Source organism: Oceanobacter sp. 3_MG-2023 (assembly GCF_030688925.1).
Lineage (GTDB): Bacteria > Pseudomonadota > Gammaproteobacteria > Pseudomonadales > Oceanobacteraceae > Oceanobacter.
In genome coordinates, this window is record NZ_JAUYVX010000004.1 from 201,013 (window position 1) to 227,858 (window position 26,846).

Below are 26,846 nucleotides of genomic sequence, written 5' to 3' on the forward strand. Positions count from 1 at the left end.
TCCTCAGTCGACGGTTTTGTTTGCACTGCTGGCCCAGGAAGGCATCAGCGTGTTGGAAGGCAAGGATTCATCAAGCAGTTTGTGAGCGGTGGCGGCCCCGGCCGTCGGCAGGCCGTCGGGATTCAGCAAGCCCAGCTGCACCAGTACGCTGGCCTGATCCCAGTAGATGTGTTCGTGATAGAGCTTGGGACCACGGAACTTGACGACACCCAGCATCGGGATTTCGACCTGGCGTCCAGTCGGTTTGATGCCAGGGACCAGCCAGTCGATTTCAGAGTCGTGGGTGAAGGTCATGACAAACTCGTCTACCACCTGGGACGCGCCGACGGTGCGAGAGATGGGAATCATCGCCATGTCCTGCGGGTTGCCATGGACAAAGTGATATTGATAAAAACGCGCCAGCTGGCTGCTGCCGACGCCGCCGGTCATGGTGGGGATATGGTTTACATAAGGTTCGGCCACCATGGTTGCCATGGTCGCCGGTACGTCACGGGTATCGAATTCGTGGCGAATGTGTTCTTCCCACAGGGCTTCGAGATCGTAGTCTGGCCCCAGTGTGCTGCGCAGATACTTGATGGAACGCTCATGGGCAAGCAGGGCAGCGCTTTTGTTGTAATGGCTGGAGCCGACACGGCCAAAAGCGTGTTCGGTATCCGGGTAGACAAAGGCGTGGATCTGTTTGTTGTCCGCCACCGCGGCCAGAATCTGTTCACGGGCTTCCGCTGGACAGAATTGATCGTTATCAGCCATATGCAGCACCAGCTTGCCGCTCAGACCTTCCAGGTCTGCCAGAGACTGCTCGATACCAACACCGTAGTAGCTAACGGCGCAGGTAACTTCGGGCAGGCGACAACCAGCCAGATAAGCCAGCTTGCCGCCGAGACAATAGCCCAATACACCCAGATCGCCTTCGCATTCCGGGCGTTGTGCCAGGGTGGCCAGAGCCGATTGGATATCGTCCACCCCCTTGTTTTCATCGAACGCCTGATAGAGCGACAGGGCTTTTTCAAAATCAGCTTCGGTCAGTTCCAGACCAGCTTGCTGACGCCAGAACAGATCCGGGACCAGTACGGTATAGCCTTCTTCCGCCAGATGATCGGCGGCGGCTTTCATGTCGGCGTTGACGCCAAAAATCTCCTGGCACAACACCAGACCTGGTCCTTTGCCATCGATGGAGCTAGCCAGATAACCGCTGAACTGGCCGTCTGGACTGGTGATTTCAATCGTGGTTCCTGTCATTGCAACACTCCTGAGTGATGTGGTTGTGTTGCAATCATTCTGTAAAGATACGGCGTCTCCCACTAGCCGGAAAAGGCGAGGCACATCCGTAAAACGCAATAAAAACAGAAGTTTGGTATTGTTGGGATTGTCTGCAACAGAGAATTGTCAGCGATGCTCTGCAGGAGGGGAGCGGATTGGAATGCAGCAACAGGCGCGCCGTCTGGCGGACATAAAAAAGCGGACACAAGGTCCGCAAATCGATCAGGCAACGAGGAAGGAAAACGAGCGAGCCGGTCAGCTAACGAACTCTAGCTGACTGGCGCGGTAAATTTCTCTGAATACAGCTTGCCGTTATCCAGGTGATGGTCGACACACCAGTGGGTCACAGCATCAATCATTGGCGGTGGGCCGCACAGATACATATCGAAGGGTGCGTCACGCAACGTTGCAAGTGGCAAATGCTCCTGAATGTAGCCCGTAGAGCCCTGCCAGTTGCTAGCGGGGTTTGAGACGACAGGCGTCCAGTCAAAGTCCGGCAGTTGCGTGCGGTAGGCGTCCAGTCGGTGTTGTTCGCACAGATCTTCAAGGCGATTAACACCGTAGTACAGGCGAATCGGATAACTGACGGATTCTGGCTGCTCTTTCAGCTCTTTCAGGACATCCAGCATGGCCAGAAACGCCGACAAGCCGGTGCCGCCAGCAATAAAATACATGGGCTTGTCCGGTTCGCGCAGATAGAAGGTGCCGAATGGTCCTTCCAGCTCCAGGGTGTCGCCTACACGGGCCTGATGCAGGTATTTACCCATTTGGCCGTTGGGTAATTTACGGATCAGAAAGGTCAGCTGCTGCAGCTCTCCGGAGACTTGAGGCCCGATGGCAAATGAATAGGCGCGGGTCAGTTCGGTGCCGGGAATATGCAGGTTGGCATATTGACCGGGCAGGAAGTTCAGTGTTGTCTGGTCGGCTGCCAATGTCAGCGCTAGCAGAGTGGAATCCGCGGATGCATCCTGTAAGCCTGTGATCGTGGCGGTGCGTTTCAAACTGCCTGGCTGACCGGTCTGGTTGCACAGGCTGGAGGCAAAGTCATAGTAGAAGGTACTGTCCGACTGGATACGCGTCTGGCAAGACAGTACGTAGCGTTGCTCGGCTTCTTGCCCGGTCAGGGCTTCTTCATCGGCGTATTCAATTTCATATTGACCGGATTCACACAGTCCCTTGCAGGTGCCACAGACACCTTCACGACAGTCGATCGGCAGGGTGACGCCATGGCGCAGGGCGGCGTCCATCAGCAGATCATTGTGTCCGGCCTTGAAGAACAGGGTGTTGCCATCGGCAAAACTGAGGGCGACATTATGTTTCATGGTGGGGTCCTCTGGAGGGCCGCCATTGTCTGCATGTAACAGACCGGGCGGCGTCTTGCCATTATCAGGTTTGCAGATACCGGGCTTTACCGCTGCCCGGATTCAAAGGTGTCAGATTCCGGCAGTGCTGGACGTCAGAGATGGTAAAAATCCAGCACCGAGTTAATGGTGTCGTTAAACACCACCACATGCTTGCGGGCGATCTTCCAGCCACCTGCCGCAGGCACCAGCCTGTAAGTCACGTCACCGTAGAACTGCTCGGTCATACCCATGCGGGTAAATACGGTTTGCCACTTGGCTTTGACGTCCAGAACGTCGTTGTCCAGCTTGCTGATGCGGACGTTGTGGACCTGGTGCTGGGTACGCGGTAATGGTACGGAAGCCGCGGATTTACCGGTTTGCAGGCGGAAGATCCGGTCTTCGAGGCCGGAACGGGTCGGGTAATACATCAATGACAGACCGGTTTTCGGATCAGTGGTCACTTCGTATTCCGAGTCCCATTGCGGCACATGAAATTCGCTGTCCTCGGTGAACATGGCCAGATAGCCTTCCCAGTCACGCTGGTCACACAGCTCGGCATTGAGGTACAGAAACTGTTCGATTTGGTGTTGTAGCGTACTCATTCCTGACCCTCTCCTGTGTCGTTGTGCAATTTCAGCAGGTTGGCATCGATGCCTTTCAGCATCAGGTTTTGCCAGTTGCCGTGCTGGTTAACGTACAAGCCTTCATGAGTGAACTCTGTGCCGGTAATGGCAGGCTGGATGTCCAATGCTGCGGTATTTTTGGTTGGACCGTACTGCCAGTCCTGGTAACCGCGGCTGATGTCGTTCCAGCGTTCCAGACGGGCCTGAAAGCCACGCTGGGCTTCGCGAAATTCCACCAGATCGTCCGGAGTACCCATGCCCGAGACGTTGAAGAAATCCTCAAACTGGCGAATACGGTTTTCGCGATCCTTGGCGGATTCGCCTTTTACTCCCAGGCACTGGCTGATGATCTCGGTTTTGTTCCAGGCCAGCGGGCGTACGATGCGCAACTGTGAGCTGATCTGATCCATAAAGAACAGGCTTGGGTAAATATTCAGGTTACGCAGACGGTGCATCATCCACTCGGCCTGTTGCTGGCCATGTTCTTCGACCAGACGCGGCATGACGGTATCGTAGCCGGGGCGAACAGCAGGGTTGGGCATATCGCTGAACAACATGGTGTGGCCGTTTTTGAAGCCGAACCAGCCGTCGTCGGTTTCGGCGTCACCAGCTCCCAGTTTGCTGTAGTCGAGGGTGTCGGAGCCCTTGCCGTTGGCTGAATCCACTTCACTGCGGTGCTGGACGGTGGCGACATAGTTGTAGTGCACGGTGCTGACGTGATAGCCATCGAGGCCGTTTTCGTTTTGCAGCTTCCAGTTACCGTCGAAGGTGTAGGTTGATTTGCCTGGCAGTACTTCCAGTTCGCCGGTTGGCGATTGCGCCACCATCATATCGAAGAAGATACGGGCATCCCCGAGGAACTCGGTCAGGCAATCCGTGGCTTCTGTATCCAGCGATACAAAAACAAATCCCTTGTAGGACTCGATCCGCGCCTTCTTCAGGCCACGGCAGGACTTATCGAAATCCTCGGCGTATTCGCCCGGTGCTTTCACCTTCATCAGGCGGCCGTCATTCTTGTACGTCCAGGCGTGAAATGGGCAAGTAAAGGTCGACTGGTTGCCTTTTTGCAGACGGGTCAGGGTTGCACCACGATGCTGGCAGGCGTTGACCATGGCGTGCAGTTCGCCCTTGCTGTCGCGGGTAACGATCAGCGGCTGGCGGCCGGCACGCAGAGTGATGTAGTCGTTACTGTTGGCGATTTCACTTTCGCGGCAGGCGTAGATCCAGACTTTCTCGAAAATGTGTTCCATCTCCAGATCGAACAGGTCCGGCTCAGTGAACATATCGCGGGCGATACGGAAAACACCATCGTCAGGACGAAAATCCAGACATCCGGCAATGTAGTCGCGCCATTCAGGCAGGCTGCGTTTTTCAGTCATGGCTAGTTCTCGGTTGCTGAGTCATTGCCATGTCATTACAAGCGGATGGGCCGGTAGCGACTATCCGCGTAGTCAGCCAACGCTATCCGTACCGTTGATATGGCTTTTTCAGTGAGAGAGGCAGGGCAACCTGTCGAGATCTGCAAGACGTGTGAAAGCGCATGGATTCTGGATTCGCATATAAAGCGGTACGCTCGCCATGGCTGTCGGCAACGGCGAGTAATGGCTATGAGCGAAGCCAGCCCCTACGCATCAACCCTGTGTTGCAAACCGGCGGCGTTGTTATCGCAATATCCTTTGCCCAATATCAGGTTGGCGCGGATGGCACGGATATCAACCTGCTGGCTAAGCAGGTCAAAATACCAGTTGGAATCCAGTACATCGCCGACGCACAACACGCCGACAATACGCTGCTGCTGAATCACCAGTTTTTTATACACACCGGATGTCAGGTCTTGTAGCTGGATAACCTGATCGTGCCCTGTGGCTTCAAATTGCCCCATGCTGTGAATATCAACCCCTGAGACCTTGAGTTTGGTCAGATGCTGCTGTTCGGCGTAACGGGGTAAGGGAGATGCCAGAGGGGGGATGGCAGCCAGTCCTGCCGCGACGATTTTGGCCTGTTCCCAGATGGGGGCGACCAGGCCGTAGGTTTGTCCTTCAAATTCACAACATTCGCCCAGTGCATAAATATGGCTGTCTGAGGTTTGCATATGCGAGTTGACGCAGATACCACGGCGGGTGGTTATCCCGGCGGCGGCGGCAAGTTCCCGGTTGGGTAAAATACCGGTGGCAAATACGACCAGGTCGGTGTCGAGTCGGATGGTTGTGGTGTCGGTGTCTGGCTGGTTGCGCAGCCGGTAGTGCACGGCTGTGGCGCGGTTGGCGTTCAGGCTCAGGGATTGTGGTGAGACGCCGGTGCGTACATCGATGCCCCGTTGGGTCAGCTCCTCTTGCAAGATCGTGGCGGCGGTGGCATCCAGCTGGCGGTTCATCAGCACCGGGTTGCGGTGCATCAGTGTTACCTCTACGCCCTGGGCCTTGAGCCCGACTGCAGCTTCAACACCGAGCAAACCGGCCCCAATGACGGTGGCGTGTTTGAGGGTCGGCAGTGCTGCCAGCATGGCATCGACATCCGTCATGGTACGAAAGCCGAGTACGTTGTCGGGCTGGTCGCCGTCGGTTCCTGGCATGCTGGGAATGGCGGAGCGGGAGCCGGTGGCGATCAGGAGCGCTTGATAGTCGAAGTGCTGGCCAGTCGCGGTGACCACTTGCTGTAACTCTGTATCGATCCCGGTAACCGCGGTATTCAGGTGCACATGAATACGGCGCTGCTGATACCAGCTGGCATCGTGGGGAGTAATCGCTGCCAGGGTGGTTTCGTTGGCCAGCAAGGGTGACAGCATGATGCGATTGTAATGGCATAGATGCTCATCACTGAGTACGTGGATGGTATCGAACGGGTGGTCGGTGCCCAGTTCTTCCAGAACCCGGTTGGCGGCCATGCCGTTACCAATAATAACGAGACTATTGCTGTTCATATCATTTTTTTCGCATAAAAAAAGGCGCTCACCAGTCAACCTGGGAGCGCCTTTGCTATAGGGAATATGTGTGTCGATGTTGTGTGCCGTGATCTTCTTTGATCAGTCAGGAGGTTACCTGCGGCGTCGACGTGGTGGAATCAAAGCAGATTTTATGCCAGAGCGGGTGGATATCGGTCTCGGTATGGAGCCTGCCGATCTGCTCAACATGGGGGTATCTGTTGTGAGGTGGTCTTTCTGGGCAGCAAAATAATCAGCTATGACAGTAAGAAAGGTATCAGTAGCCTGATGTGGCAAAGAATGATTTCGCACTCAAATAGAACCTTACTGTGGTTTTTTGCCTGAAATCGGTGCGATAAAAAGGTGTTGGCAAGTATAAACAGCCGCGATTGGGGCACTGATGCAACAAAAAAGACCGCTGCCAAGGTCAACGCTCAGGCAGAGGTCATGCCGATTGACGGTGGAGACGATGGAACCGGGGGCTGATTTTTGTCGGGTCCGATGCATCGGCAATGATCATTGGCATTCTTCCTGCTTCGTTATTGGTTATTCGTCAGATTCGCAGCGTTGTGATCTGACACTTACGCAACGGCGCATTCAAAAAAACTGATCAGAGATCGATAGCCACCGGCTGTCGTTATCGCTGGGAAAGTAACTGCTGTTGCGTGTCTGTATGAGGTCTCGATAACTTATACACGGTGCCTGTTCTGCTACCGCTCCGGTGCAATAACTCCCTCTGTTTGTTTCTCCTGTCTTTTTGAATTCGTTGTATTGCCGTGCCGGTTATCTTTGCCGTCGTGGGGCGTGAGCTACTGTATGTATTATGGATCAGAGAGCATGTTATGAGCGCCGAACGTTTTAATCTGTTGTCGTTTACCGGCAAGATGAAAGTCCTCCACCTCAGTTGGATGGCATTTTTTATCACTTTTCTGGTGTGGTTTAACCACGCCCCGATGTTGCAGGCCATGGCTGCCAGCCTGGGATTGCAGCCTTCTGAAATCAAAACCTTGTTGATCCTGAACGTCGCGCTGACCATACCGGCGCGGGTCATTATCGGCATGCTGACCGACCGCTTTGGCCCTCGTATTGTGTATTCCGCCTTGTTGGCGGTGTGTTCGATTCCCTGTTTTATGTTTGCCCTGGCTGAGGACTTTACACAAGCCGCCATTGCCCGTTTTTTAATGGGCTTTATCGGTGCCGGTTTTGTGATTGGGATTCGTATTGTCAGTGAATGGTTTCCGGCGAATGAGCTGGGCACTGCCGAAGGTGTTTATGGTGGCTGGGGCAACTTTGGTTCTGCCGCCGCGGCCTTTTGTTTGCCGGTGATTGCGCTGTGGTTTGGCGGAGATGATGGCTGGCGGTATGCGATTGGTCTGACAGGGCTGATCAGTCTGTTGTTCAGCGTGGTGTATTACCAGAACATTACCGATACCCCCAAGGGCGCGACCTATTTCAAACCCAAACACATGGGAGCAATGGAAGTGACCAGCCAGGGAGATTTCTTCTTGTTGCTGATCATGAAAGTGCCGATGTATGCCGCTATGGCGCTGCTGGCCTGGAAGTTATCGCCTGCTGGAGTGAGCATGTTGTCCGAGACCACGGCGCTGATGTGTTATATCGGTTTGGTGCTGCTGTACGCCTATGAGGTATCACACGTCTGGAAAGTGAACAAAACCGTCTTTAGCGAAGCCGTGCCTGAGATGCATCGGTATGAGTTCAGGCAGGTGGCGGTATTGAATATTCTCTACTTCGCCACGTTTGGTTCCGAGCTGGCGGTGGTGTCCATGTTGCCGCTGTTTTTTGCCGAAACCTTTGATCTGTCGCCGGTGATCGCCGGTATGGTGGCGTCTGCCTATGCCTTTATGAATCTGATGTCGCGCCCGGGAGGCGGCTGGTTATCTGACAAGTTTGGCCGTAAACCGACCTTGTTGATTCTGACCGCGGGTCTGGCGGTGGGCTATCTGGTGATGGGAATGGTGGATAGCGAATGGCCGGTCTGGTTGGCGGTAGTGGCAGCCATGGTGTGTTCTTTCTTTGTGCAATCGGGGGAAGGGGCTGTGTTTGCGGTGGTGCCGCTGATCAAGCGTCGTTTGACTGGCCAGATTGCCGGTATGACAGGGGCGTATGGTAACGTTGGAGCGGTTACCTATCTGACGATCTTGTCGCTGGTGGAATACTCGACTTTCTTTATGGTGATTTCAGGCACGGCGGTGGTGGGTTTTATTGCTCTGTTGGCAATGAAAGAACCCAAGGGCCATATGGCTGAAGTAAACGACGATGGCACTGTCGAAATGATCAGTGTGAACTGATGTTGATCAAAACGATCCTGGACCTGAGCCATTATGAGTAGCAACACATTAGACATCCAGTTTGGTGGTGTCACTACCGCTGGTACCAAGGTGCTCAACCAGGATGCGTTTGCGCTTTATCAGCCGACCTTGTCAGCCGTCAAATACAAGGGCATCGGAGTCTGTATTGCTGATGGCGTCAGTTGCAGTGATAACGCGCAGCAGGCCAGCGCCACCAGCGTGACGCATTTTTTGCAGGATTATTACAGCACACCAGACAGCTGGGATGTCAAAACCGCTGCCGCCCGAGTGCTGTCGGCGCTGAATGCCTGGCTATTCCATCATGGCCAGCAGGCCAGTGCCCGGCACAATGGTTTGGTCACGACCTTTAGCGGCATGGTGCTTAAGTCCCGCACGGCCCACCTGTTTCATGTCGGCGACAGCCGGATTTATCACTGGCGAGAGGGGGTGCTGGAACCGCTCACTCGTGATCATGTACACAATAGCCAGGGTGGCTCGGCCTTGTCCCGGGCGTTAGGGATGGACTCCCGTCTGGAAGTGGACTATCTGACCTGTGATCTGCAGGTTGGCGATCAATTATTGCTCACCACGGATGGTGTTCACGGGTTTGTCAGTCATGAGCAGCTGCAACAAGCCATGGCGAGCGTTGGAGCGGATACGCGCCAGCATCAGATTGAGCATATTTGTCGAGACGTGCTGGATGCGGCTTTGCAGGCCGGATCGGATGACAACCTGACCTGTGTGATGGTACGGATTCAGTCCTTGCCCGCTGCCGGGCTGGATGAAACACAACGGGCTGTCAGCGCCCGGGTCATTCCACCGGTATTAGCTGTTGGCCAAACGCTGGATTATTACCGGGTGACGCAGGTGATACATGCCAATGCCCGCAGCCATCTTTATAAAGTAATCGATCGCCGTGATGGTCGTTTTTATGCCCTTAAAGCGCCATCGCTCAACTTTGAAGATGACCCTGTGTATCTCGATGGTTTTGCCCGGGAGCAGTGGATCGGCAGTCGCCTTGATCACCCCAACCTGATGAAAGTGTATCCGCAGCAGGCCAACAGCCGCTTTCTGTATCACATCTGTGAATGGATTGATGGCTGCAGTCTGCGGCAGTGGATGCTGGATCACCCGATGGCCGATTTACCCCAGGTACGGGCCTTGGCCGACCAGTTGATTAATGGCCTGAGGGTTATGCAACGAATGGGTATGGTGCACCGTGATCTTAAACCGGAAAACGTTATTCTGGCCGCTGACGGCAATATCAAGATTATTGATTACGGCACCGTTATGGTACGGGGGTTGGCAGAGTCCGGCGTTTTCGACGATGAAGATATGCCGCTGGGGTCGGTGAATTATATCGCCCCAGAATATGTGATTGATGGTATCGCCAACAGTCAGAGTGATCTGTTTTCATTGGCGGTGATGATGTACGAAATGCTTTCTGGCCAACAACCCTTTGCCATGGAGCAGGCTGGGCGGCGTGGGGCCAAATCAACGCATGAATGGCAATATCGACCGATTCGGCAATACCGCCCGGACTTGCCGCTATGGCTGGAGCTGGTATTGCAAAAGGCGGCACACCCCGTGATACGACAACGGTATGATTCCTTTTCCGAGTTTCGTACCGACCTCTATCAGCCCAATAACAGCTTGTTGCAGCAACACACCCGAGAGCCTTTGATCAAGCGACATCCTTTGAGTTTCTGGCAGACGCTGAGTGCGCTACTGATGCTGATTGCGATGGCGGAAGCCTGGTGGATTCTGGGGCATGTTGCCTGACCCTGTCTTCCTGCTTGATGCCCCAGACCCCAGACCAGGCCCCAGCTGCTTTACAGCGAGTGTAAAAAATCCAGCAAGGCCCGACGTTGTTCACGGCTCATCAGAGTAACGGCCGTTCGACTTTTACTGGCTTCTCCACCATGCCATAAAATCGCTTCCAGCAGGTTACGGGCGCGGCCATCGTGAAGAAAACCGGGGTGGTCGGAGACCTTGTCCGCGAGCCCGATTCCCCATAATGGCGTCGTCCGCCATTCCTGACCGCTGGCGTTAAAATCCGGGCGATTATCCGCCAGCTCTGGCCCCATATCGTGCAAGAGCAAATCACTCCAGGGCTGAATGGTGCGATTGGCCAGAATCGCCGGGCTGGCATTGGCCGCGGTTTTGAATTGTGCTCGATGGCAGCTCTCACAACCGGCTTGATAAAACAGCTGTTCGCCAAGTTGTACGTTCGGTGCCTCGGGCTGACGTCGGGCAGGTAATGCCAGCGTTTGATGATAAAACACCAGCTGATCAAGTTGCTCGTCGCTCAATTCCGGGTCACCACCGGTGGCGGCGGTCTGGCAGTCGGTTTGTGCCGCGGTGCAATTCTGGTCTGGAAACAGAGAGGAGCTGATACCCAGATCACCGTGAAAGGCCGACGCAATCTGCTGGCGCAAATTGGGCACGTTGGCTTTGTAACCAAAACGGCCAGTCGTCATTTGTTGCAGGGCGACATCGTAAACCGGATTGGGGCGGCCGGAGATACCATCGGCATCACGGTCTTCCGGGTCGGCCCGCTGCAAAATAGCCGCGTTGGGGATGGCATCCAGCAACCCCTGACCAACCAGCGCCGGGCCAATGCGGGCGGAGGTCAGTAGCTCTGTGGCAGGTTGGCAGCGGCTGGCGGACAGATTGAGTTGTGGTCGTCGCAATGTTACTGCGGTGTCATCCGCCAGTCGGACTACCTGTTCCTGATACGACACACTGGCTTTCCCTTCGCCTGCCACACCGGGCACGCCCTGTTCATTCAGCTGGTCACCGCAGAACGGATGAGGCCGTGGCCCGCCATGGATATCGTGGCCGGGCAAGCTCAGGCGTACCAACATGGAGCGCATGGCCTGGCCGGGCCTGTCGGGTGCCCGTCCATGGCCATTGCCGGGGTGACAGCTGGCACAAGAGATGGCGTTATACAGCGGCCCTAGGCCATCGACGTGCTGATCCGCCGAGGGTGAAATCACCCACATCTGGGCAAACAGACTGCGTCCTTGCAGAAACTGTTCAAGCTCTGTGGCTGTTAATCCGGGCATTGGCTGTGACAGCGCCCGTCGACCCAGTGCCGAGCTGGTGATTGGATCCGCAGCGGCAAGACTGGGCAGCAGTATTAACCACAGCAGTAGCAACCGCAGCGTTATAACAACAGGTGGCATCATAAGGTTGCCTCTCCGGCAATCACCTGGCGAGCCAGATCAGCGGCGGCGGCATACTGGCGGGCGAACTCGCCTTGCCACTGCTGTTCCAGTGTCTGGCAACGGGCGTCGGCGGCCGGGTTGTGCTCTCGTTGTTGAAAATCGTGCAGTATCTCGGAGGTAGCGTCGGGTTCGGTCACTGGCAGGCGATGAAAGAGCGCGTAAGCCTGTTGCAGTATCGGGTTGTTTTCCGGTTCCGGGGCAGCTAGCTGGCTGGCCTGATGCAGCAGCCGGCTGGTCTCGATCAGCGCCGGGTGATTATGAGTAATGGCGGCATCAAACAGGGCGTTGGTGAGGGGGCGTCGGCTCAGGCCCTTGGCCGGGTTATAACGACTGTCCAGTGCCAGGCCGAAGGGGTTGGGTATATTGTCCGGTGCCTGTTGGTAGACCGAAGGGCGTATAGGGAGTTTGCGAATATCCGGGTGAAACAACAGCTGTTGTCCTGCTTCCGAGAGCACAAAGCGAATAAATAACCGGGCAGCGTCCGGCCGGCGGCTATCCGTCATCAGGGCGATATGGGCTGGATTAAAGGCGGTTTGTTGCGGGTAAACAAAGCGCCCGTCTGCGCCGCTGGCAATGGTGGCGTTGGCAAAGAAGTCCATGGTCAGACCGATGGCTGCCTGGCCAGTGCTGACCTTGTCGGTAACAAAACTGCCACGGCGATCAACCAGTTGGCTGTTCGCGGCAATGGCTTGCCAGTTGTTCCAGCCCTGTTGCCAACCGTCGGCCTGCAAAAGCTGATCGATCAGCATCGGCGCGTAACCGACCGCCGAGGGTACCGGCAGTGCGACCGTGCCCCGCAACCGAGGGTTTGTCAGATCGTGCCAGCTGGTTGGTTCGGCAACGGCAAGTTGCTGCAGACGTTGGGGGTTGATAAACAAACCATAACCGGCAATTTCACTGGCAATAAAGGTATCGTCCATGTCCCGCAGCCGGGTCTGGTCGAGATGATCCGGCAAGCCAGTACGATCCAGCTTTAACGGTGCCAGAGCACCGGCGGCTTTTAAGCGCAGGTAGTTGGTTTGGGATGGCGTCCAGTAGACATCCACGCCTCCCTGCTGCGGTTGCAACAGGTAGGGCAGGGCATCAAAGGGCATACGCCAGAGGACATTGAGTTGCAGGGTTGGGTGTTGTTCTTCAAACGCTTGCTGAAATGCTGATACGACCGGTTGCGGGTAGCTGGTCATCAGGGTAATGGTCTGGGCGCTGGTGGTCAGCGTATGCAGTAACAACAGCGCTGGCAGCAGCAGGTGACGATATAACATCGGTATCACTCCCTTCAGAATTGCCAGTTCAGGCTGGCATGCCACTGACGACCCGGTTCAGGAAAGCCGTCATCCAGGGCGTAGTTGCGATCACCGAGGTTGGTAACGCCGAGCTGGCCTTTGAGGGTCTGGGTGAAATCGTAGTCGGCAGTCAGGTCGATTCGGCTCCAGGCGGCCAGCTCGATAGTGCCATCGCTGTCGCTGTAACGTTCACTTTCGTACTGGCCCCGAATGGCCAGGCGGAGAGGATCTGTTGCCTGCCAGCTGATACGTCCCTGCAGTTTGTGGTCTGGTACATCGGTCAGGACCAGGTCGGAGCTGTCGTTGGTGCGCTTCAACAGGCTGTAATTGGCATCCAGTTGCAGGCTGTCGCCAATCCAGCTGACGGCGCTCAGTTCCAGCCCTTTGCTGGTGACCTTGCCGATGTTTTGCAGCTGGTAGGTGTCTTCATCGAGGTCAACAGACTGGATCAGATCACGAATCTTGCTATAGAAAACGGTGCCGTCCAGCCGTAGCCAGTCGCCCCAGAGTTGTGAGCCGCCAGCCTCCAGAATGGTGGATTTTTCTGCTTCCAGATCCGGGTTGGGCAACGCCGACCCCATGCGATAGGAGTAGCGGTCCTTGATGGTCGGGAAGCGGGTTTTGCGGGAGAGGGTCAGACGGACTTCACGCTGTTTGTCCAGCTGGGCAAACCAGCCGATTTGCGGATTCCAGGCACTGGCGTTGTTATTGTCGAAATCGCTGATCAGACCGGTGTCGCTATCGTACTCTTCCGCTTGCAGGCTTCTTCTGCGGTCGTGACTGATACCGGCTACAAGGTATTGCTGCGGCGACAGCATCCAGGTGTCTTCCACAGCCAGCGAGACGATGTCGTCTTCATAATTCTGTTTCGGGTCGTCGTCATCGTGTTCTTCGTGGTGGTCGAGCTTGTAGTGCAAGGCGGCCTTGAGACTGTGATTGCCCAGTGGCTGACCATATTCCAGGCTGGCACCATAGCTGTAATCATCGTACCAGCTGCGGAAGGCATAGCCATAGGTCTGGCTGCTGTAGCTGTCGTCATCGTAGCTGTAGAGTGAGTTTTCAAAAATATCGTAATACACCCGGCTTTTTATATAGCGGCCTTCACCCAGGCTGGTTTGGGTCACGACGTAGAGGCTCTCCTTGTTCCAGTATGGCCATTGCCAGTAACGGGCACTGGTGGAACTGTCAGTACCGGCATAGGGAGGAGTGCCTTTTTCCCCTTGCTGATTGATATAACCAATGGCGTATTCATCACTGCTATTCGGGGTGTAGCCCAGTTTCAGGCTGATTTTCTGGTCGTTGCGATAGGAGTTGTCACGCAAGCCGCCATCTTCTGTATCAACGGCTTCAAAATCATCGGATAAGGCCCAGGCATTCTGGTCGAGCCAGGAGGCACTGATCTGGCTGTACCAGAGCCCTTGATTACTGCCGATGTTCATCCAGACCCGTTGGCTGTCACTGCCATCTTGCTCACCACTGGCATAACCAATACCGATATCGCCTTCCCATATTTGCTGTGGCCGGCGGCTGATCAGATTAATGGCTCCACCCAGGGTATTGGGGCCATACAAGACTGAACTGAAACCTTTGCTGACATTGATTTCAGCCAGGTCGTAGGTGGTAAAGCGGCCGAGGTCAACATAGCCGTCATAGGGTACATACACTGGAATGCCATCGATAAAAACCGGAATCTGGCGCAGGTCGTTACCACGGATATAAAGGGTTTGTTCATTACGGGAACCGAATGTACTGAGGGTAACGCCGGGGAGCAAATCCAGCGCTTCACCAACGGTTTCCCGGTTTTCTTCGCGGAGTGCCTGGGTGTCGATTGATTCACTGCTGGTGGCTGGTAATGTCTGTTCAGCGCTGACTTCGATACGCCCCAGTTCGAAACGATCGGTGTTGTCTGCTGATGCCGCCATGGCGGTCATAATACTCAGGACGCCGGCCGGTACTGCTTTCCTGTAACGCTGCTCCATCGGGGTAATCCTCTGCGGTTGCTATTGCTAGTTGCTGCCTGGCTCGTGAATATTATCTGAGCCATGGTTTCGTTATATATATGTTTATATAACGGCAAATTACATACCAGAGTGAAAAACCTTTAATGGCGCTGTTTTGAACGGATAAAGTCGTCAGAACAAACGTTTACTGTTGTTTTTTGTAAGACAAAAGGATGAGTTTGTAGGAATTACGACATGATTTCAGGCCACCGTTCTGACATAAAAGTATCAGAACGGTGGCTGCTGTGACGATTGGGGCAAGACGGAGGGCAGGTGTATCAGGACGGATCAGGCGACTTTTTTGTGTTTTTCATAAAGAAACCGCAGCACTTGATGGCGCAGGTGGTTATAGCGAGGGTCGTCGGCCAGTTCCAGGCGGTTACGTGGCCGCTCCAGATCAATGTCGAGAATTTCGCCAATGGTCGCCGCCGGGCCGTTGGTCATCATCACGATACGATCCGACAGCAAAACAGCTTCATCGACATCGTGAGTAATCATGATAACGGTGTTGTTCAGCTCTTTCTGGATGTCCATCAGCGAGTCTTGCAAATGGGCACGGGTGAGGGCGTCCAGCGCCCCGAACGGCTCGTCCATCAGCAAAATGTCGGGTTCCATTGCCAGTGCCCGGGCAATGCCGACCCGCTGTTTCATGCCACCAGAAATTTCGTCCGGGCGCTTGTGCATGGCGTGAGTCATATGTACCAGTTCCAGATTGTGCTCAATCCAGGCGCGCATCTCGGCTTTGGATTTTTTGCCCTGGAAGACGGTTTTGACCGCCAGCTCAACGTTTTGATAGGCCGTTAGCCAGGGCAGCAGCGAATGGTTCTGGAATACAACCGCCCGTTCCGGCCCCGGTTCGTTGACCTCACGGCCGTGGAGCATGACGCCGCCTTCGGTTGCTTGCAGCAAGCCAGCAACGATATTCAGCACCGTGGACTTGCCACAGCCCGAGTGCCCAATCAGGGAAATGTATTCGCCCTGTCTGATTTTCAGGTCAACGTCGCGCAAAGCGCGGAAGGCGCCATTAGGGGTTGGAAATTCGATGCCAACGCGGCTGATGTCGAGGATCACGCTCATAATAAATTCTCCGGTGTTAATGGCTTAACGTACGTTGGCTGATTTGTCCCAGGACACTGCTTTTTGCAGGCTGAGCATCAGACGGTCGAGGGCAAAACCGATCAGGCCAATGGTGATTACCGCTACCATGATGCGGCCAAGGGAGTCGGATGAGCCATTCTGGAATTCATCCCAGACAAACTTGCCCAGCCCGGGGTTCTGGGCCAGCATTTCGGCAGCAATCAGTACCATCCAGGCAATCCCTAATGACAGTCGCAAGCCGGTGAAAATCATGGGAATGGCAGAGGGCAGGACGATTTTGGTGACATGCGTGATGAAGTTCAGGCGCAACACCTGACTGACGTTTTGCAAGTCCTGTGAAATGGACGCAACGCCCACGGATGTGTTGAGCAAGGTAGGCCAGAGCGAGCAGAGCATGACCGTGATCATGGAGTTCACAAACGACTTGGGCACCGCCGGGTCATCCGAGACGTATACGGCGCTGACCACCATGGTCACCAGTGGCAACCAGGCCAGTGGGGATACGGGTTTGAATATCTGGATAATCGGATTAAACGCGTCGTTCAGCGTGGCGCTCAGGCCTGTCAGGATTCCCAGTGGAATAGCGATCAGCGAGGCCAGAATAAAGCCCGTCATGACGGTTATCAGGCTGGTCAGGATCTGATCAAAATACGTGGCTTTGCCGGTGTAATCCCGAATCTTTGGCACATAATCGGGGTCTTCGGCCACGCGGGCATCATTGCGCAGCTGTTGGCGTTCATAAAAGGCCTCTGCCTTTTCGCGCTCGGCAATGTGTTCGCTGATCAGGCCCTTGCTCTGTTCGTACACATCCGCAGGGCCGGGGAAATTACCCAACGAGGTTTCGATATTACTGGCGGCTCCGTGCCAGATCATCAGGAACACCAGGATACCGGCCAGCGGCACACCAATGGCTTTGGCGATGATCTGGAAATTCAGACCGATGTTGTCGCCTTGCAGGATTTTCACTATAGGCTCAAGCCACGGCAATTTCGACAGTGCCATATTCATGTTGTATATCTCCGGGTCGCACGGTGGTTGCTGACGTTCGGGGCATCGCCCCGCCGTGTATGCCGCATCGACCGTTGTTGTTGGTATGGGTCGATACGGGGTCTGATAAATCTATCGAGTGTTAGATTTTGTCGTTGCCTTGCAGACCAATCTTGAATTTTTTCAGGTAGGCGTTGGGGGCTTTACCGTCATAGGTTACGCCGTCGATAAACTGGGTCTGTGGGGCTTTGAAGCCGTCTTCGGTCGTGAAGTCCGGGAAATCCACAGCATCCAGCTTGCCTTCCTTGATCAGGGCTTTGGCTGCATCGGCATAGATGTCTGGACGGTAGACTTTTTTGGCAATATCCATGTACCAGCTATCCGGTTGGGCATCGGCAATTTGTCCCCAGCGGCGCATTTGGGTCAGGTACCAGATCGCATCGGAGTAGTAAGGGTAGGTTGCGTTATAACGAAAGAAAACATTGAAATCCGGTACGTCCCGGGTGTCGCCTTTTTCGTATTCAAAGGTGCCGGTCATGGAGTTGGCGATCACGTCGTAATCAGCCCCCACATAGTTGGATTGGGAGAGAATTTTAACGGCTTCCGGACGGTTGGCGTTGTTGTCGGCATCGAGCCAGGCAGCGGCACGAATCAGTGCCTTGACCACGGCCTTGTGGGTGATCGGGTATTTATCGGCCCATTGCTGGCTTACACCAAAGACTTTTTCCGGGTTGTTTTTCCAGATTTCATAGTCGGTAATCACCGGTACGCCAATGCCTTTGAACACGGCTTGCTGGTTCCAGGGTTCGCCCACGCAGTAACCGTAAATGGTACCGGCTTCCATGGTGGAGGGCATCTGTGGTGGTGGCGTAACCGACAGCAAGGCATCGGCATTGAGTTTGCCAGAGGTATCGCCTTTGGCGGGGGCGTAGTAGCCAGGGTGAATGCCACCGGCTGCGAGCCAGTAACGCAGCTCATAGTTATGGGTCGATACCGGGAATACCATGCCCATATTGAAGGGCTTGCCTGCTGCCTTGTACTTGTCAACGACCGGCTTCAGGGCATCGGCCTTGATTGGATGGATCGGTTTGCCATCGGCTCCCATGGGGACATAAGGCTTCATTTGTTGCCAGATGTCGTTGGAGACGGTGATGGCGTTGCCGTTCAGGTCCATGCTGAAGGCGGTGATAATATCGGCCTTGGTACCAAAACCGATGGTGGCGCCCAACGGCTGGCCTGCAAGCATGTGAGCACCGTCCAGCTGGCCGTCGATCACACGATCCAGTAGCACTTTCCAGTTCGCCTGGGCTTCCAGAGTGACGTACAGGCCTTCGTCTTCGAAGTAGCCTTTTTCATAAGCAATGGCCAGAGGCGCCATGTCCGTCAGTTTGATAAAGCCGAACGTGAGCTCTTCTTTCTCAGGGTACTGCTTTGCCAGCGCAGCGGGTGCCGCCAGCGTCGCCAGTCCGGTTGCCAGAATGGCAGCACTGGTCAGTAATGTTCGGCGTAATGGAGTAATTACTCGCATCATATTTCCTCTCTGAAGCAGGTTTTGAAGCAAAAAAAAGCGCCACAACGTGTAAACGTTGTAGCGCCTTTGCTTGAATTCTGTGTTTTAAATGCAGTCCGCCATTGGACTTGTATAAGGACTGATATTCAAACGATGTGCCAAAACCTGAGCATCACCCGGAAAAAGAAACAAAAACCACTGTCATGCCCATACAGCTGGCCTTGGGTGGTATTTTGGTGAATACCTCAAGGCTGGACCAACAAGTGGTAATCCCTCATCGCCTGATCAATCGGCACAAGACTGGTGCAATAACGGGCCAGGTTAGCCCGGTTTTGGGCGTTTTCTGACGGTGGTCTCTGGTCGTGGTTTCTGCTGACAGGATTAACGATGATAACTAAACGCCGTTGGTGCCATGGCCACACCATCCAGCTGCCACGGATCGCGATGATCCAGCGCCAGCCGGGTACCTTCTGCCACGAGTGCAGGCCGCTGTAATGCTTGCTGGTACAGGTCGCTACGGTAGCACTCGCGGATAGTTTCTTCGCAGTCCAGGGCGGAACTGACCCAGCCCCAGCGCTGCATTTGTTGCAGGAACCAGACGCCATGCTCTTGCCAGGGATAGTTGGCCAATGAGCGGTGGAACACCAGCATATCCGGCTGCTGCTGCTGGGATTCTCCGGGGCGGTAAACAAACTCGCCTACCAGTGCTGGCAAAGCCGCTGCAACCGGAATCTGAATCGCATCGGCCAATAAGGCTCCTGCGGCTTCGCGGTGATCGTCCAGCCAGAGAGTGGCCTTGTCCAGTGCCCGGATCAGGGCCTGGGTGGTGTTGGGGTGAGTATTGGCCCACTCCTGGGTCAGTCCCAGTACCTTGTCGGGGGCGCTGTGCCACAAGTCCGGGCCAGTCAGCAAGCATTCGCCAACTTCTTGCTGGATCGCTACTGAGTTCCAGGGGGCACCGGCACAAAACCCATCGATATGAGACAGCGATAAATGATCAACCATTTGTGATGGCGGCAGTACCACCAGAATCACATCCTGATCCGGGTCCACGCCCGATGCGGCCAGCCAGTCCCGTAGCAACAGGTTGTGAATGGAGTAGGGATAAACAGTGGCAAAAATCAGCGGCGACTCACCCCGGGAACGGCGGTTCTGAACCAGCTTTTTGAGTGCTTTGCCTGAGGCGATAGCATCCCCTGCAGGAGATTGCCCGGAGGCCTGCTCTTCCAGCTGTTGGCCTAACGATCGTGAGATCGTAAAGGCGTTACCGTTCAGGCCAAAGGCAAAGGGAGCCATCATGGCTTTTTTCAGACCACCCAGACCCAAATGGGTCGCCAGTAACATCGGGGCCAGCATTTGTGCACCATCGAGATGGCCGACCAGTACCTTGTCACGAATATTGGCCCAGGAGACTTCCTGTTGCAGCTCGACGTTGAGGCCTTCTGCGGCAAAGTAACCCTGGGCATCGGCTACCAGTAGGGGCAGGCTGTCGCTCAGTGGCATGTAGCCCAGTATCAGGCTGGATTTTTCCAGTGGATCAGAGTCTGTCATAGTCAACCGTTCAGCAGGTTCATTACCGAAATAATGTTTTTGGCGACATCCACCATACGTTGGCCGCGATCCATGGCCATTTTGCGCATGGCGTGATACGCCTCTTCTTCCGACATGTTTTTTTGCTTCATCAGCAAGGCTTTGGCTTCGTCCAGCAGACGTCGGTCGGCCAACTGGTTTTTGGTTTTTTCCAGCTCGCCACGCAAAGCCTGGAATTCCCGAAAGCGGGCGACGGCCACATCCATAATGGACTTGACGCGAGCGGGGTTGAGACCATCGACAACGTAAGCACTGACTCCGGCCCGTACGGCTTTTTCAATAGTGGCGGGGTCGTCTTCATCAGAAAACATGATCACCGGCTTGGGGTTGTGCTGATTCAGCACGGTCATATGCTCCAGCATGTCCCGATCCGGGCTTTCGATGTCGATAATAATGACGTCTGGCTGGTGTTCCATCACCTTTTTCATCAGGCCCTGGGCACTGGCGAGGCAGGCAACGACTTCACAACCGGCGTCCGATAATGCCTGTTGCAGGATGGCAGCCCGAGGGGCCTGGTCATCAACAACCATGATTCGGGGCGGAGGGCTCCCCTGTTTTGCTCGGGATTCACGGTGGGCCATTATGTTGGGCTGTATCTCGATAAGTTAATAAGGATGTTAGCAGTTTTTGCTGGAATAACAGAAGCGCGCATGGATTCCCTGTTGTTGTTATGGACGCAGCGGCCAATGACGCTTTTGTGATCAGATACTGGTCTTTTGCACGGCTGAGGCGGTCAGGTGTTAATTAATAGGGATATTACCGCCAATTTCCGACTATTTGACTGGGTTATTCTTCAGTCTTGGGCCGAATTTTGGGAGAATAGCCAATCTTTGGCGTCCGCCAGTCCGTGTATACAAGAGCTTGAATTTTATGTCGCAGTCCAACCAGCAGCCGGTCACGACCGAGGTGCCACACCTGTTTTCGCATTTTCCCTATTGGGCCGAGTGTTTCGGCACCGCACCGTTTTTGCCAACGACGCGAGAGGAAATGGATCAGCTGGGCTGGGACAGTTGCGACATTATTGTGGTGTGTGGTGATGCCTATGTCGATCATCCCAGTTTCGGGATGGCCGTCATCGGACGGCTGCTGGAGAGCCAGGGCTTCCGTGTTGGCCTGATTTGTCAGCCAGACTGGAACGATCCCGATGCCTTTACCTGCCTTGGCCAACCCAATTTCTACTTTGGGGTATCAGCGGGCAATATGGACTCGATGATCAACCGCTACACAGCGGATCTCAAGGTACGTTCGGAAGACGCTTACACGCCCGGCGGTGAACCGGGCAAGCGTCCGGATCGGGCCGTAATTGTCTATTCGCAGAAAATCCGTGAAGTGTACAAGGATATTCCGATTGTGATTGGCGGAATCGAAGCCAGCCTGCGCCGGATTGCCCAGTACGATTACTGGAGCGATCAGGTACGGCGGTCGGTATTGATCGATTCCGGAGCGGATATCCTGCTGTACGGCAACGCTGAACGGGCATTGGTGGATCTAACCCACAAACTGGCCGAAGGGCGCGATATCAAGGATATTATCGACCTGCGTGGTACCGCCATTTTGCGTGATGCCGCGCCACAAGGCTGGACTGAAATCGACTCAACCCGCATCGACTGGCCGGGGAAAATCGACGTTATTGCCAACCCCTATGAAATGAAAGAAGCCAACAGCGACAGCTGTGCTTCCGACCAGCAAGCGCTGGAAGCAGGGGCCGATGCCGACACCGATATCATGCCGGTCAAAATTGTCCCGATGCCATTGCAGCGCAAGGTCGAACACGACAACAGCCGCACCTATATTCGCTTGCCCTCATTCGACAAGGTACGCAACGACAGCGCCCTGTATGCCCATGCCTCACGGGTGTTACACCAGGAATCCAACCCCTATAACGCGCACCCGCTGATGCAAAAACACGGTACCCAGGAAGTGTGGGTCAACCCACCGCCCATTCCGCTGGAAACCGACGAAATGGACGCCGTCTTTGCATTGCCGTACCAGCGCATTCCACATCCGGCGTATGGTGATGCCCGCATTCCGGCTTACGATATGATCCGGTTTTCGGTGAATATCATGCGTGGCTGTTTTGGCGGCTGTACCTTCTGCTCGATTACCGAGCACGAAGGCCGCATTATTCAGAGTCGGTCGCAGGAAAGCATCATTCACGAGATTGAAGAAATCCGTGACAAGGTACCAGGGTTCACAGGCACCATCTCCGACCTGGGCGGCCCAACCGCCAACATGTATATGCTCAACTGCAAAAGCGAGACGATCCTGAAAAACTGTCGTCGGCTGTCGTGTGTGTATCCCGGTATTTGTAAAAACCTCAAAACCAGCCATAAACCGACCACCGAGTTGTATCGTGCTGCGCGGGCCTTGCCCGGCGTCAAACGTATCGCCATTGCCTCTGGCTTGCGTTACGACCTGGCGGTAGAAGATCCGGAATATGTACGTGAACTGGTGACCCACCACGTGGGTGGCTTGTTAAAAATAGCCCCGGAACATACGGAAAAAAACGTCCTCACCAAAATGATGAAACCGGGGATGGGCACCTACGACAACTTCAAACGCATGTTCGACAAGTTCTCGAAAGAAGCCGGTAAAGAGCAATATCTGGTGCCGTATTTTATTGCTGCCCATCCAGGCACCGAAAACTCAGACATGATGAACCTGGCGCGCTGGCTTAAAAGCCAGAAAATGCGTGTTGATCAGGTGCAGACTTTTTATCCATCACCGATGTCACTGGCCACGGCCATGTACCACTCCGAACGTAACCCGTTGCAACGGATGAGCTACAAAACCGCCAAAATGACCATTCCCCGCGACATTGAACAGCGTCGCTTGCAAAAAGCCTTCTTGCGTTACCACGACGAACGAAACTGGCCGATGCTGCGTGAAGAACTCAAACGTATGGGACGCCATGACCTGATTGGTAAAGGCCCGGATGCCTTGATCCCCGCCGAAGATGCTCCTTCCGGTAGCCGCCAGCGTCCTGGCTACCACGCCAAAGGACGTGGTGTGCAAGGCAAGGCCACCAAAGCACCGGTTGCGCAAAAAGCCGACAGCGGCAATAACAAAGCCCGCTCTCAAGGCGCCGCAGCGAAAAAAGCCAAAGGCGTGGTCAATGGCAAGGCCGCTGGCGCAGGAAAAGGCAGCGCAGGCAAGGCACCATTTGCCAAACGCGTGCGTAAACTGAAATAACCGATGGCGACAGAACGGTAGGGAACAGCGCCGTCCGTGGCCATACCAGTGCCGTTTGTGTTTGTTAGATTGGGTATTGGAGCGGGTATTGGAGTAGATATTGGGGCAGCCATGGAGGGCGTCCCTACGATTCGGGGTGGTATGTAGTGGTCCCATGATTCGGGACACCACGTAGGTGGTGAGATCGCCGCTATAAATGAGGTGCCGGATGACCAGAAAGATGTCGGGAGCTACTTGATGGGCTATTACAACCGACAGCGATCTCACGCATTCAATGGTGGCATTTCGCCCGTTGCAGGCTGAGGAAAAACTCAAAACACTGTCCGGGATTAGTTGACCACTACAAGTAGACCCTAAATAGAGCAATGCTTATCAGTATTGCTCTATTTTAGAGCAATACTTGTCTTTGAGTAGAGTGAAATAGATATGATTAAAATCTAACACTTTGTTTTTAAAGTGGTTTTTGATTTGGCACACTATATGCTTAAATTTTTTTGTTAGTATCTTTGGTGATATCGGACAAGACAATTTAGAATTCAATAGAAAGCTAGGGTTCCGGCTAGGCTGAAAAGTTTAGTGAAGACTGGTCCGAGAGCTTTCGACCTTGATGTTTCAGGGTTACACGGCGGGATAAAAGCCCGGGAGACCGCATGGCGTTATTGCCAAGGGTACTCCATGTGTAACTTTAAAACTGAAAAGGTGACTTCTAATGAAATACTGCTCAAAAAAAGTAACCGTTCTACTATTTTCCCTTCTTGTTTCTGCCAATACCATGGCGGCGGATTCTTTTAAAGTTTGTTGGTCTATTTATGTCGGTTGGATGCCTTGGGCATATGGCGCTCAAGAAGGTATCGTCGAAAAATGGGGCGACAAATACGGTATCGATATTGATGTCGTGCAAATCAACGACTACGTTGAATCTATCAACCAATACACCACAGGCCAGTTCGATGCTTGTACCATGACAAACATGGACGCATTGACGATTCCTGCTGCAGGTGGTGTGGACAGCACGGCGTTAATCGTAGGTGATTTCTCCAACGGCAATGACGCCATCATTCTAAAAGATAAAACCTCTCTTGCAGACATCGAAGGTCAAATAGTTAACCTTGTTGAATTAAGTGTGTCTCACTACTTATTGGCTCGTGGATTAGACACGGTTGGTCTAAAAGAAGCGGATGTGAATGTTGTTAACACATCTGATGCTGACATGGTTTCTGTTTATGGTACTGACGATATTACGGCTGTTGTGACTTGGAACCCTCTAGTAAGTGAAATCCTAGCTCAGCCTAATAGCAACAAGGTGTTTGATTCCTCTCAAATCCCAGGCGAAATTATTGACCTATTGGTGATCAATACTGACACGCTAAACGCGAATCCTAATCTAGGTAAAGCTTTAGTGGGCGCTTGGTATGAAATCATGGAGTTAATGAGTGGCAGCGATAAAGTAGCAATCGATACACGTACTTTCATGGCAGAAGCCTCTGAAACGGATCTTGCTGGTTATGATGCACAGTTAGCAAGCACAGAGATGTTCTACACACCCGAAGCGGCTTTATCTCTAACCAATAGTGAAAAACTTATCGCGACAATGCAAAACGTCGCTGAGTTCTCTTTTGAACATGGCTTGCTAGGCGATGGTGCACCCGGTGCCGGCGTGATTGGTATTGAAACCCCTGCAGGCGTTTTCGGTGACCCAAGCTATATAAAACTTCGCTTTGATCCTACTTATATGGAAATGGCCAAAAACGGTCAGTTATAAGCATTAGCTCATAATCTATTTCCAATACGACCATTGGCGTTACGGTAATAGCGCCAATGGTAAGTGGGAAACACTGAGGAGTAATAGCATGAAAAAACTGATCAATTATAAGCCGACTCGAACCCGTGGGATTTTGCTGGGTTTGCTTCCTTTTCTTCTTTTAATCATCGTTTATATGATGGGATCGGAAGCAAGGTTGGCGGTTAATTCCAATGACAAATTGTTACCAGCGTTCAGTCAAATGGGAGATGCCATGTACAGAATGGCATTTGAGCCCAGTAAACGAACTGGGGAGCTCATTTTCTGGAAAGACACATTAAGCAGTTTGATTCGCCTGGCGTCAGGTGTTGCGATAGCGGCGGTAATCGGTTTGCTGGTAGGCCTGTTAACAGGGGCTTTACCTCTAGTCTCTGCTGGTTTTTCTCCTCTTTTAACTGTGATTTCGTTAGTACCACCTCTGGCTCTCTTACCGATTTTATTCATCGTCGTGGGATTAGGGGAAATGTCTAAAGTTGTTCTGATTGCCGTGGGGATAACGCCCTTTATCGCCCGGGATATTCAGCGAAGAACACAAGAGATTCCCAGCGAACAGCTGGTGAAAGCGCAAACGTTAGGTGCGAGTACTCTCCAAATTTTAATCCGTGTTCTCTTGCCACAAGTGATGCCGAAATTGATCGATGCGGTGCGTTTGTCATTAGGATCTGGTTGGCTGTTTTTGATTGCTGCTGAAGCCATCGCGTCAACGGACGGCTTAGGTTATCGAATTTTCTTAGTACGACGTTACTTATCTATGGATGTCATTTTACCTTATGTGGCGTGGATTACTTTATTGGCATTTTTGTTTGATTACTTACTGGGACTAGTGAATAAAAAACTCTTTCCTTGGAGTCAGGAGGCGAAATCATGAGCCAAATTAATACTCAGATTAATCCGATTATTCAAGCAAAGAAAATCGGTAAAAAATATGGAAAAGATGTCATTCTAGAACGCGTTGATGTGACGGTTCAAGAAGGTGAGTTTATTACGTTAGTCGGCGCGTCTGGTTGCGGTAAAAGTACGTTTTTGAAAATGATTTTAGGTATTGAAGATCCAAGTTCAGGTGAATTGTTGATGGATGGAAAATCGATACCTAATGAGCCAGGTCCAGATCGTGGCATCGTATTTCAGCAATATTCTGTGTTTCCTCATATGACCGTTTTGGAAAATGTGATCGCTGCTAAAGGTTTCCAAAAGTCTTCTTTAACGGGCTACTTGTTCGGTAAAGAAAAGAGCCAAGCGAAGCAAGAAGCAACAGAAATGTTAGAAAAAGTCGGTTTAGATCATGCGTTACATCGTTATCCCGATGAACTGTCTGGCGGTATGAGGCAGCGTCTTGCTATTGCCCAAGCGCTTATATGCAAACCAAGAATTCTACTACTTGATGAACCGTTTGGTGCCCTTGATCCTGGTATCCGAGCCGATATACACGCTTTAGTGTTGGAACTATGGCGAGATCACAATCTAACCGTTTTTATGGTGACTCATGACTTAAAAGAAGGGTTTTATCTAGGCTCAAGACTTTGGGTATTCGATAAGGTGCGCCACGATCCGCATTCTCCAAATGCTTATGGGGCTTCCATTACTTACGATTTACCGCTTGGTCATGGTTCAAAAGACCTTTATGAGGAAATTGATGACCGACTTCATCCTGTAGATCCAAGCGCCAGTTTGATGACTGGTAATTAGTTGAAAAGGAAAAG

General features: G+C 53.4%; 19 protein-coding genes and 1 riboswitch. Of the genes, 6 read left to right on the plus strand and 13 right to left on the minus strand.

Annotated features, from left to right (window positions below; all coding sequences use genetic code 11):
• Positions 1-3 precede the first annotated feature (3 nt).
• The 5 genes from Q8W32_RS05555 to Q8W32_RS05575 form a co-directional block, all read right to left on the minus strand.
• Entirely contained in the window at positions 4-1,239 is a 1,236-nt protein-coding gene (locus Q8W32_RS05555; RefSeq protein WP_305414079.1) for a dienelactone hydrolase family protein, read from the minus strand.
• 290 nt (positions 1,240-1,529) lie between these two features.
• Positions 1,530-2,582 (minus strand): anthranilate 1,2-dioxygenase electron transfer component AntC, encoded by a 1,053-nt coding sequence (antC, locus tag Q8W32_RS05560; protein WP_305414081.1) that lies wholly within the window; start codon positions 2,580-2,582, stop codon positions 1,530-1,532.
• Between the two features lie 134 nt (positions 2,583-2,716).
• Positions 2,717-3,205 carry an anthranilate 1,2-dioxygenase small subunit gene (gene antB / locus Q8W32_RS05565; RefSeq protein WP_305414083.1) on the minus strand — a complete coding sequence of 163 codons (489 nt, stop codon included), beginning with the start codon at positions 3,203-3,205 and terminating at the stop codon, positions 2,717-2,719.
• Entirely contained in the window at positions 3,202-4,605 is a 1,404-nt protein-coding gene (gene antA, locus Q8W32_RS05570; protein WP_305414085.1) for an anthranilate 1,2-dioxygenase large subunit, read from the minus strand. Before antA ends, antB begins: the two co-directional genes overlap by 4 nt.
• A gap of 245 nt (positions 4,606-4,850) precedes the next feature.
• Positions 4,851-6,146, minus strand: coding sequence for an NAD(P)/FAD-dependent oxidoreductase (locus tag Q8W32_RS05575; protein WP_305414086.1), 1,296 nt, complete (start codon positions 6,144-6,146; stop codon positions 4,851-4,853).
• Positions 6,147-6,988: 842 nt separating this feature from the next.
• Between Q8W32_RS05575 and Q8W32_RS05580 the strand changes: the two genes are divergently transcribed.
• Together Q8W32_RS05580 and Q8W32_RS05585 are read left to right on the plus strand one after the other, a co-directional pair.
• Positions 6,989-8,455 (plus strand): NarK family nitrate/nitrite MFS transporter, encoded by a 1,467-nt coding sequence (locus tag Q8W32_RS05580; RefSeq protein WP_303432344.1) that lies wholly within the window; start codon positions 6,989-6,991, stop codon positions 8,453-8,455.
• A 33-nt stretch (positions 8,456-8,488) separates the two neighbouring features.
• Positions 8,489-10,237, plus strand: a complete 1,749-nt coding sequence (locus tag Q8W32_RS05585; RefSeq protein WP_305414088.1) for a bifunctional protein-serine/threonine kinase/phosphatase — start codon at positions 8,489-8,491, stop codon at positions 10,235-10,237.
• A gap of 50 nt (positions 10,238-10,287) precedes the next feature.
• On the opposite strand, the gene Q8W32_RS05590 is transcribed toward Q8W32_RS05585, so the two are convergent.
• From Q8W32_RS05590 to Q8W32_RS05625, 8 genes are all read right to left on the minus strand, one after another.
• Positions 10,288-11,646, minus strand: coding sequence for a di-heme oxidoredictase family protein (locus Q8W32_RS05590; RefSeq protein WP_305414089.1), 1,359 nt, complete (start codon positions 11,644-11,646; stop codon positions 10,288-10,290).
• On the minus strand, positions 11,643-12,947 hold the full coding sequence (locus Q8W32_RS05595) for an ABC transporter substrate-binding protein (RefSeq protein ID WP_305414090.1): 1,305 nt from the start codon (positions 12,945-12,947) through the stop codon (positions 11,643-11,645). The genes Q8W32_RS05590 and Q8W32_RS05595 overlap by 4 nt, the downstream gene beginning before the upstream one ends.
• 14 nt (positions 12,948-12,961) lie before the next feature.
• A complete protein-coding gene (locus tag Q8W32_RS05600) occupies positions 12,962-14,947 on the minus strand; it encodes a TonB-dependent siderophore receptor (RefSeq protein ID WP_305414092.1) in 1,986 nt (661 codons plus the stop codon).
• Positions 14,948-15,256: 309 nt separating this feature from the next.
• Positions 15,257-16,045 (minus strand): ABC transporter ATP-binding protein, encoded by a 789-nt coding sequence (locus tag Q8W32_RS05605; protein WP_303434592.1) that lies wholly within the window; start codon positions 16,043-16,045, stop codon positions 15,257-15,259.
• Between the two features lie 24 nt (positions 16,046-16,069).
• On the minus strand, positions 16,070-17,074 hold the full coding sequence (locus Q8W32_RS05610) for an ABC transporter permease (protein ID WP_303434591.1): 1,005 nt from the start codon (positions 17,072-17,074) through the stop codon (positions 16,070-16,072).
• A gap of 121 nt (positions 17,075-17,195) precedes the next feature.
• A complete protein-coding gene (locus Q8W32_RS05615; protein WP_303434594.1) occupies positions 17,196-18,581 on the minus strand; it encodes a CmpA/NrtA family ABC transporter substrate-binding protein in 1,386 nt (461 codons plus the stop codon).
• Positions 18,582-18,944: 363 nt separating this feature from the next.
• On the minus strand, positions 18,945-20,114 hold the full coding sequence (locus Q8W32_RS05620; RefSeq protein WP_305414093.1) for a CmpA/NrtA family ABC transporter substrate-binding protein: 1,170 nt from the start codon (positions 20,112-20,114) through the stop codon (positions 18,945-18,947).
• A gap of 2 nt (positions 20,115-20,116) precedes the next feature.
• Entirely contained in the window at positions 20,117-20,683 is a 567-nt protein-coding gene (locus tag Q8W32_RS05625; protein ID WP_303434589.1) for an ANTAR domain-containing response regulator, read from the minus strand.
• Between the two features lie 340 nt (positions 20,684-21,023).
• Between Q8W32_RS05625 and Q8W32_RS05630 the strand changes: the two genes are divergently transcribed.
• From Q8W32_RS05630 to Q8W32_RS05645, 4 genes are all read left to right on the plus strand, one after another.
• Positions 21,024-23,345, plus strand: a complete 2,322-nt coding sequence (locus tag Q8W32_RS05630; protein WP_303434588.1) for a YgiQ family radical SAM protein — start codon at positions 21,024-21,026, stop codon at positions 23,343-23,345.
• 536 nt (positions 23,346-23,881) lie between these two features.
• Positions 23,882-23,992: riboswitch (guanidine-I (ykkC/yxkD leader) on the plus strand.
• A gap of 62 nt (positions 23,993-24,054) precedes the next feature.
• Positions 24,055-25,107: a putative urea ABC transporter substrate-binding protein gene (locus Q8W32_RS05635; protein WP_305414094.1), complete on the plus strand. Its 1,053-nt coding sequence runs from the start codon at positions 24,055-24,057 to the stop codon at positions 25,105-25,107.
• Between the two features lie 88 nt (positions 25,108-25,195).
• Complete coding sequence (locus tag Q8W32_RS05640) at positions 25,196-26,014, plus strand: ABC transporter permease (RefSeq protein WP_303434586.1); 819 nt, start codon at positions 25,196-25,198, stop codon at positions 26,012-26,014.
• Complete coding sequence (locus Q8W32_RS05645) at positions 26,011-26,832, plus strand: ABC transporter ATP-binding protein (RefSeq protein WP_305414095.1); 822 nt, start codon at positions 26,011-26,013, stop codon at positions 26,830-26,832. The genes Q8W32_RS05640 and Q8W32_RS05645 overlap by 4 nt, the downstream gene beginning before the upstream one ends.
• The last annotated feature ends 14 nt before the right edge of the window (positions 26,833-26,846 follow it).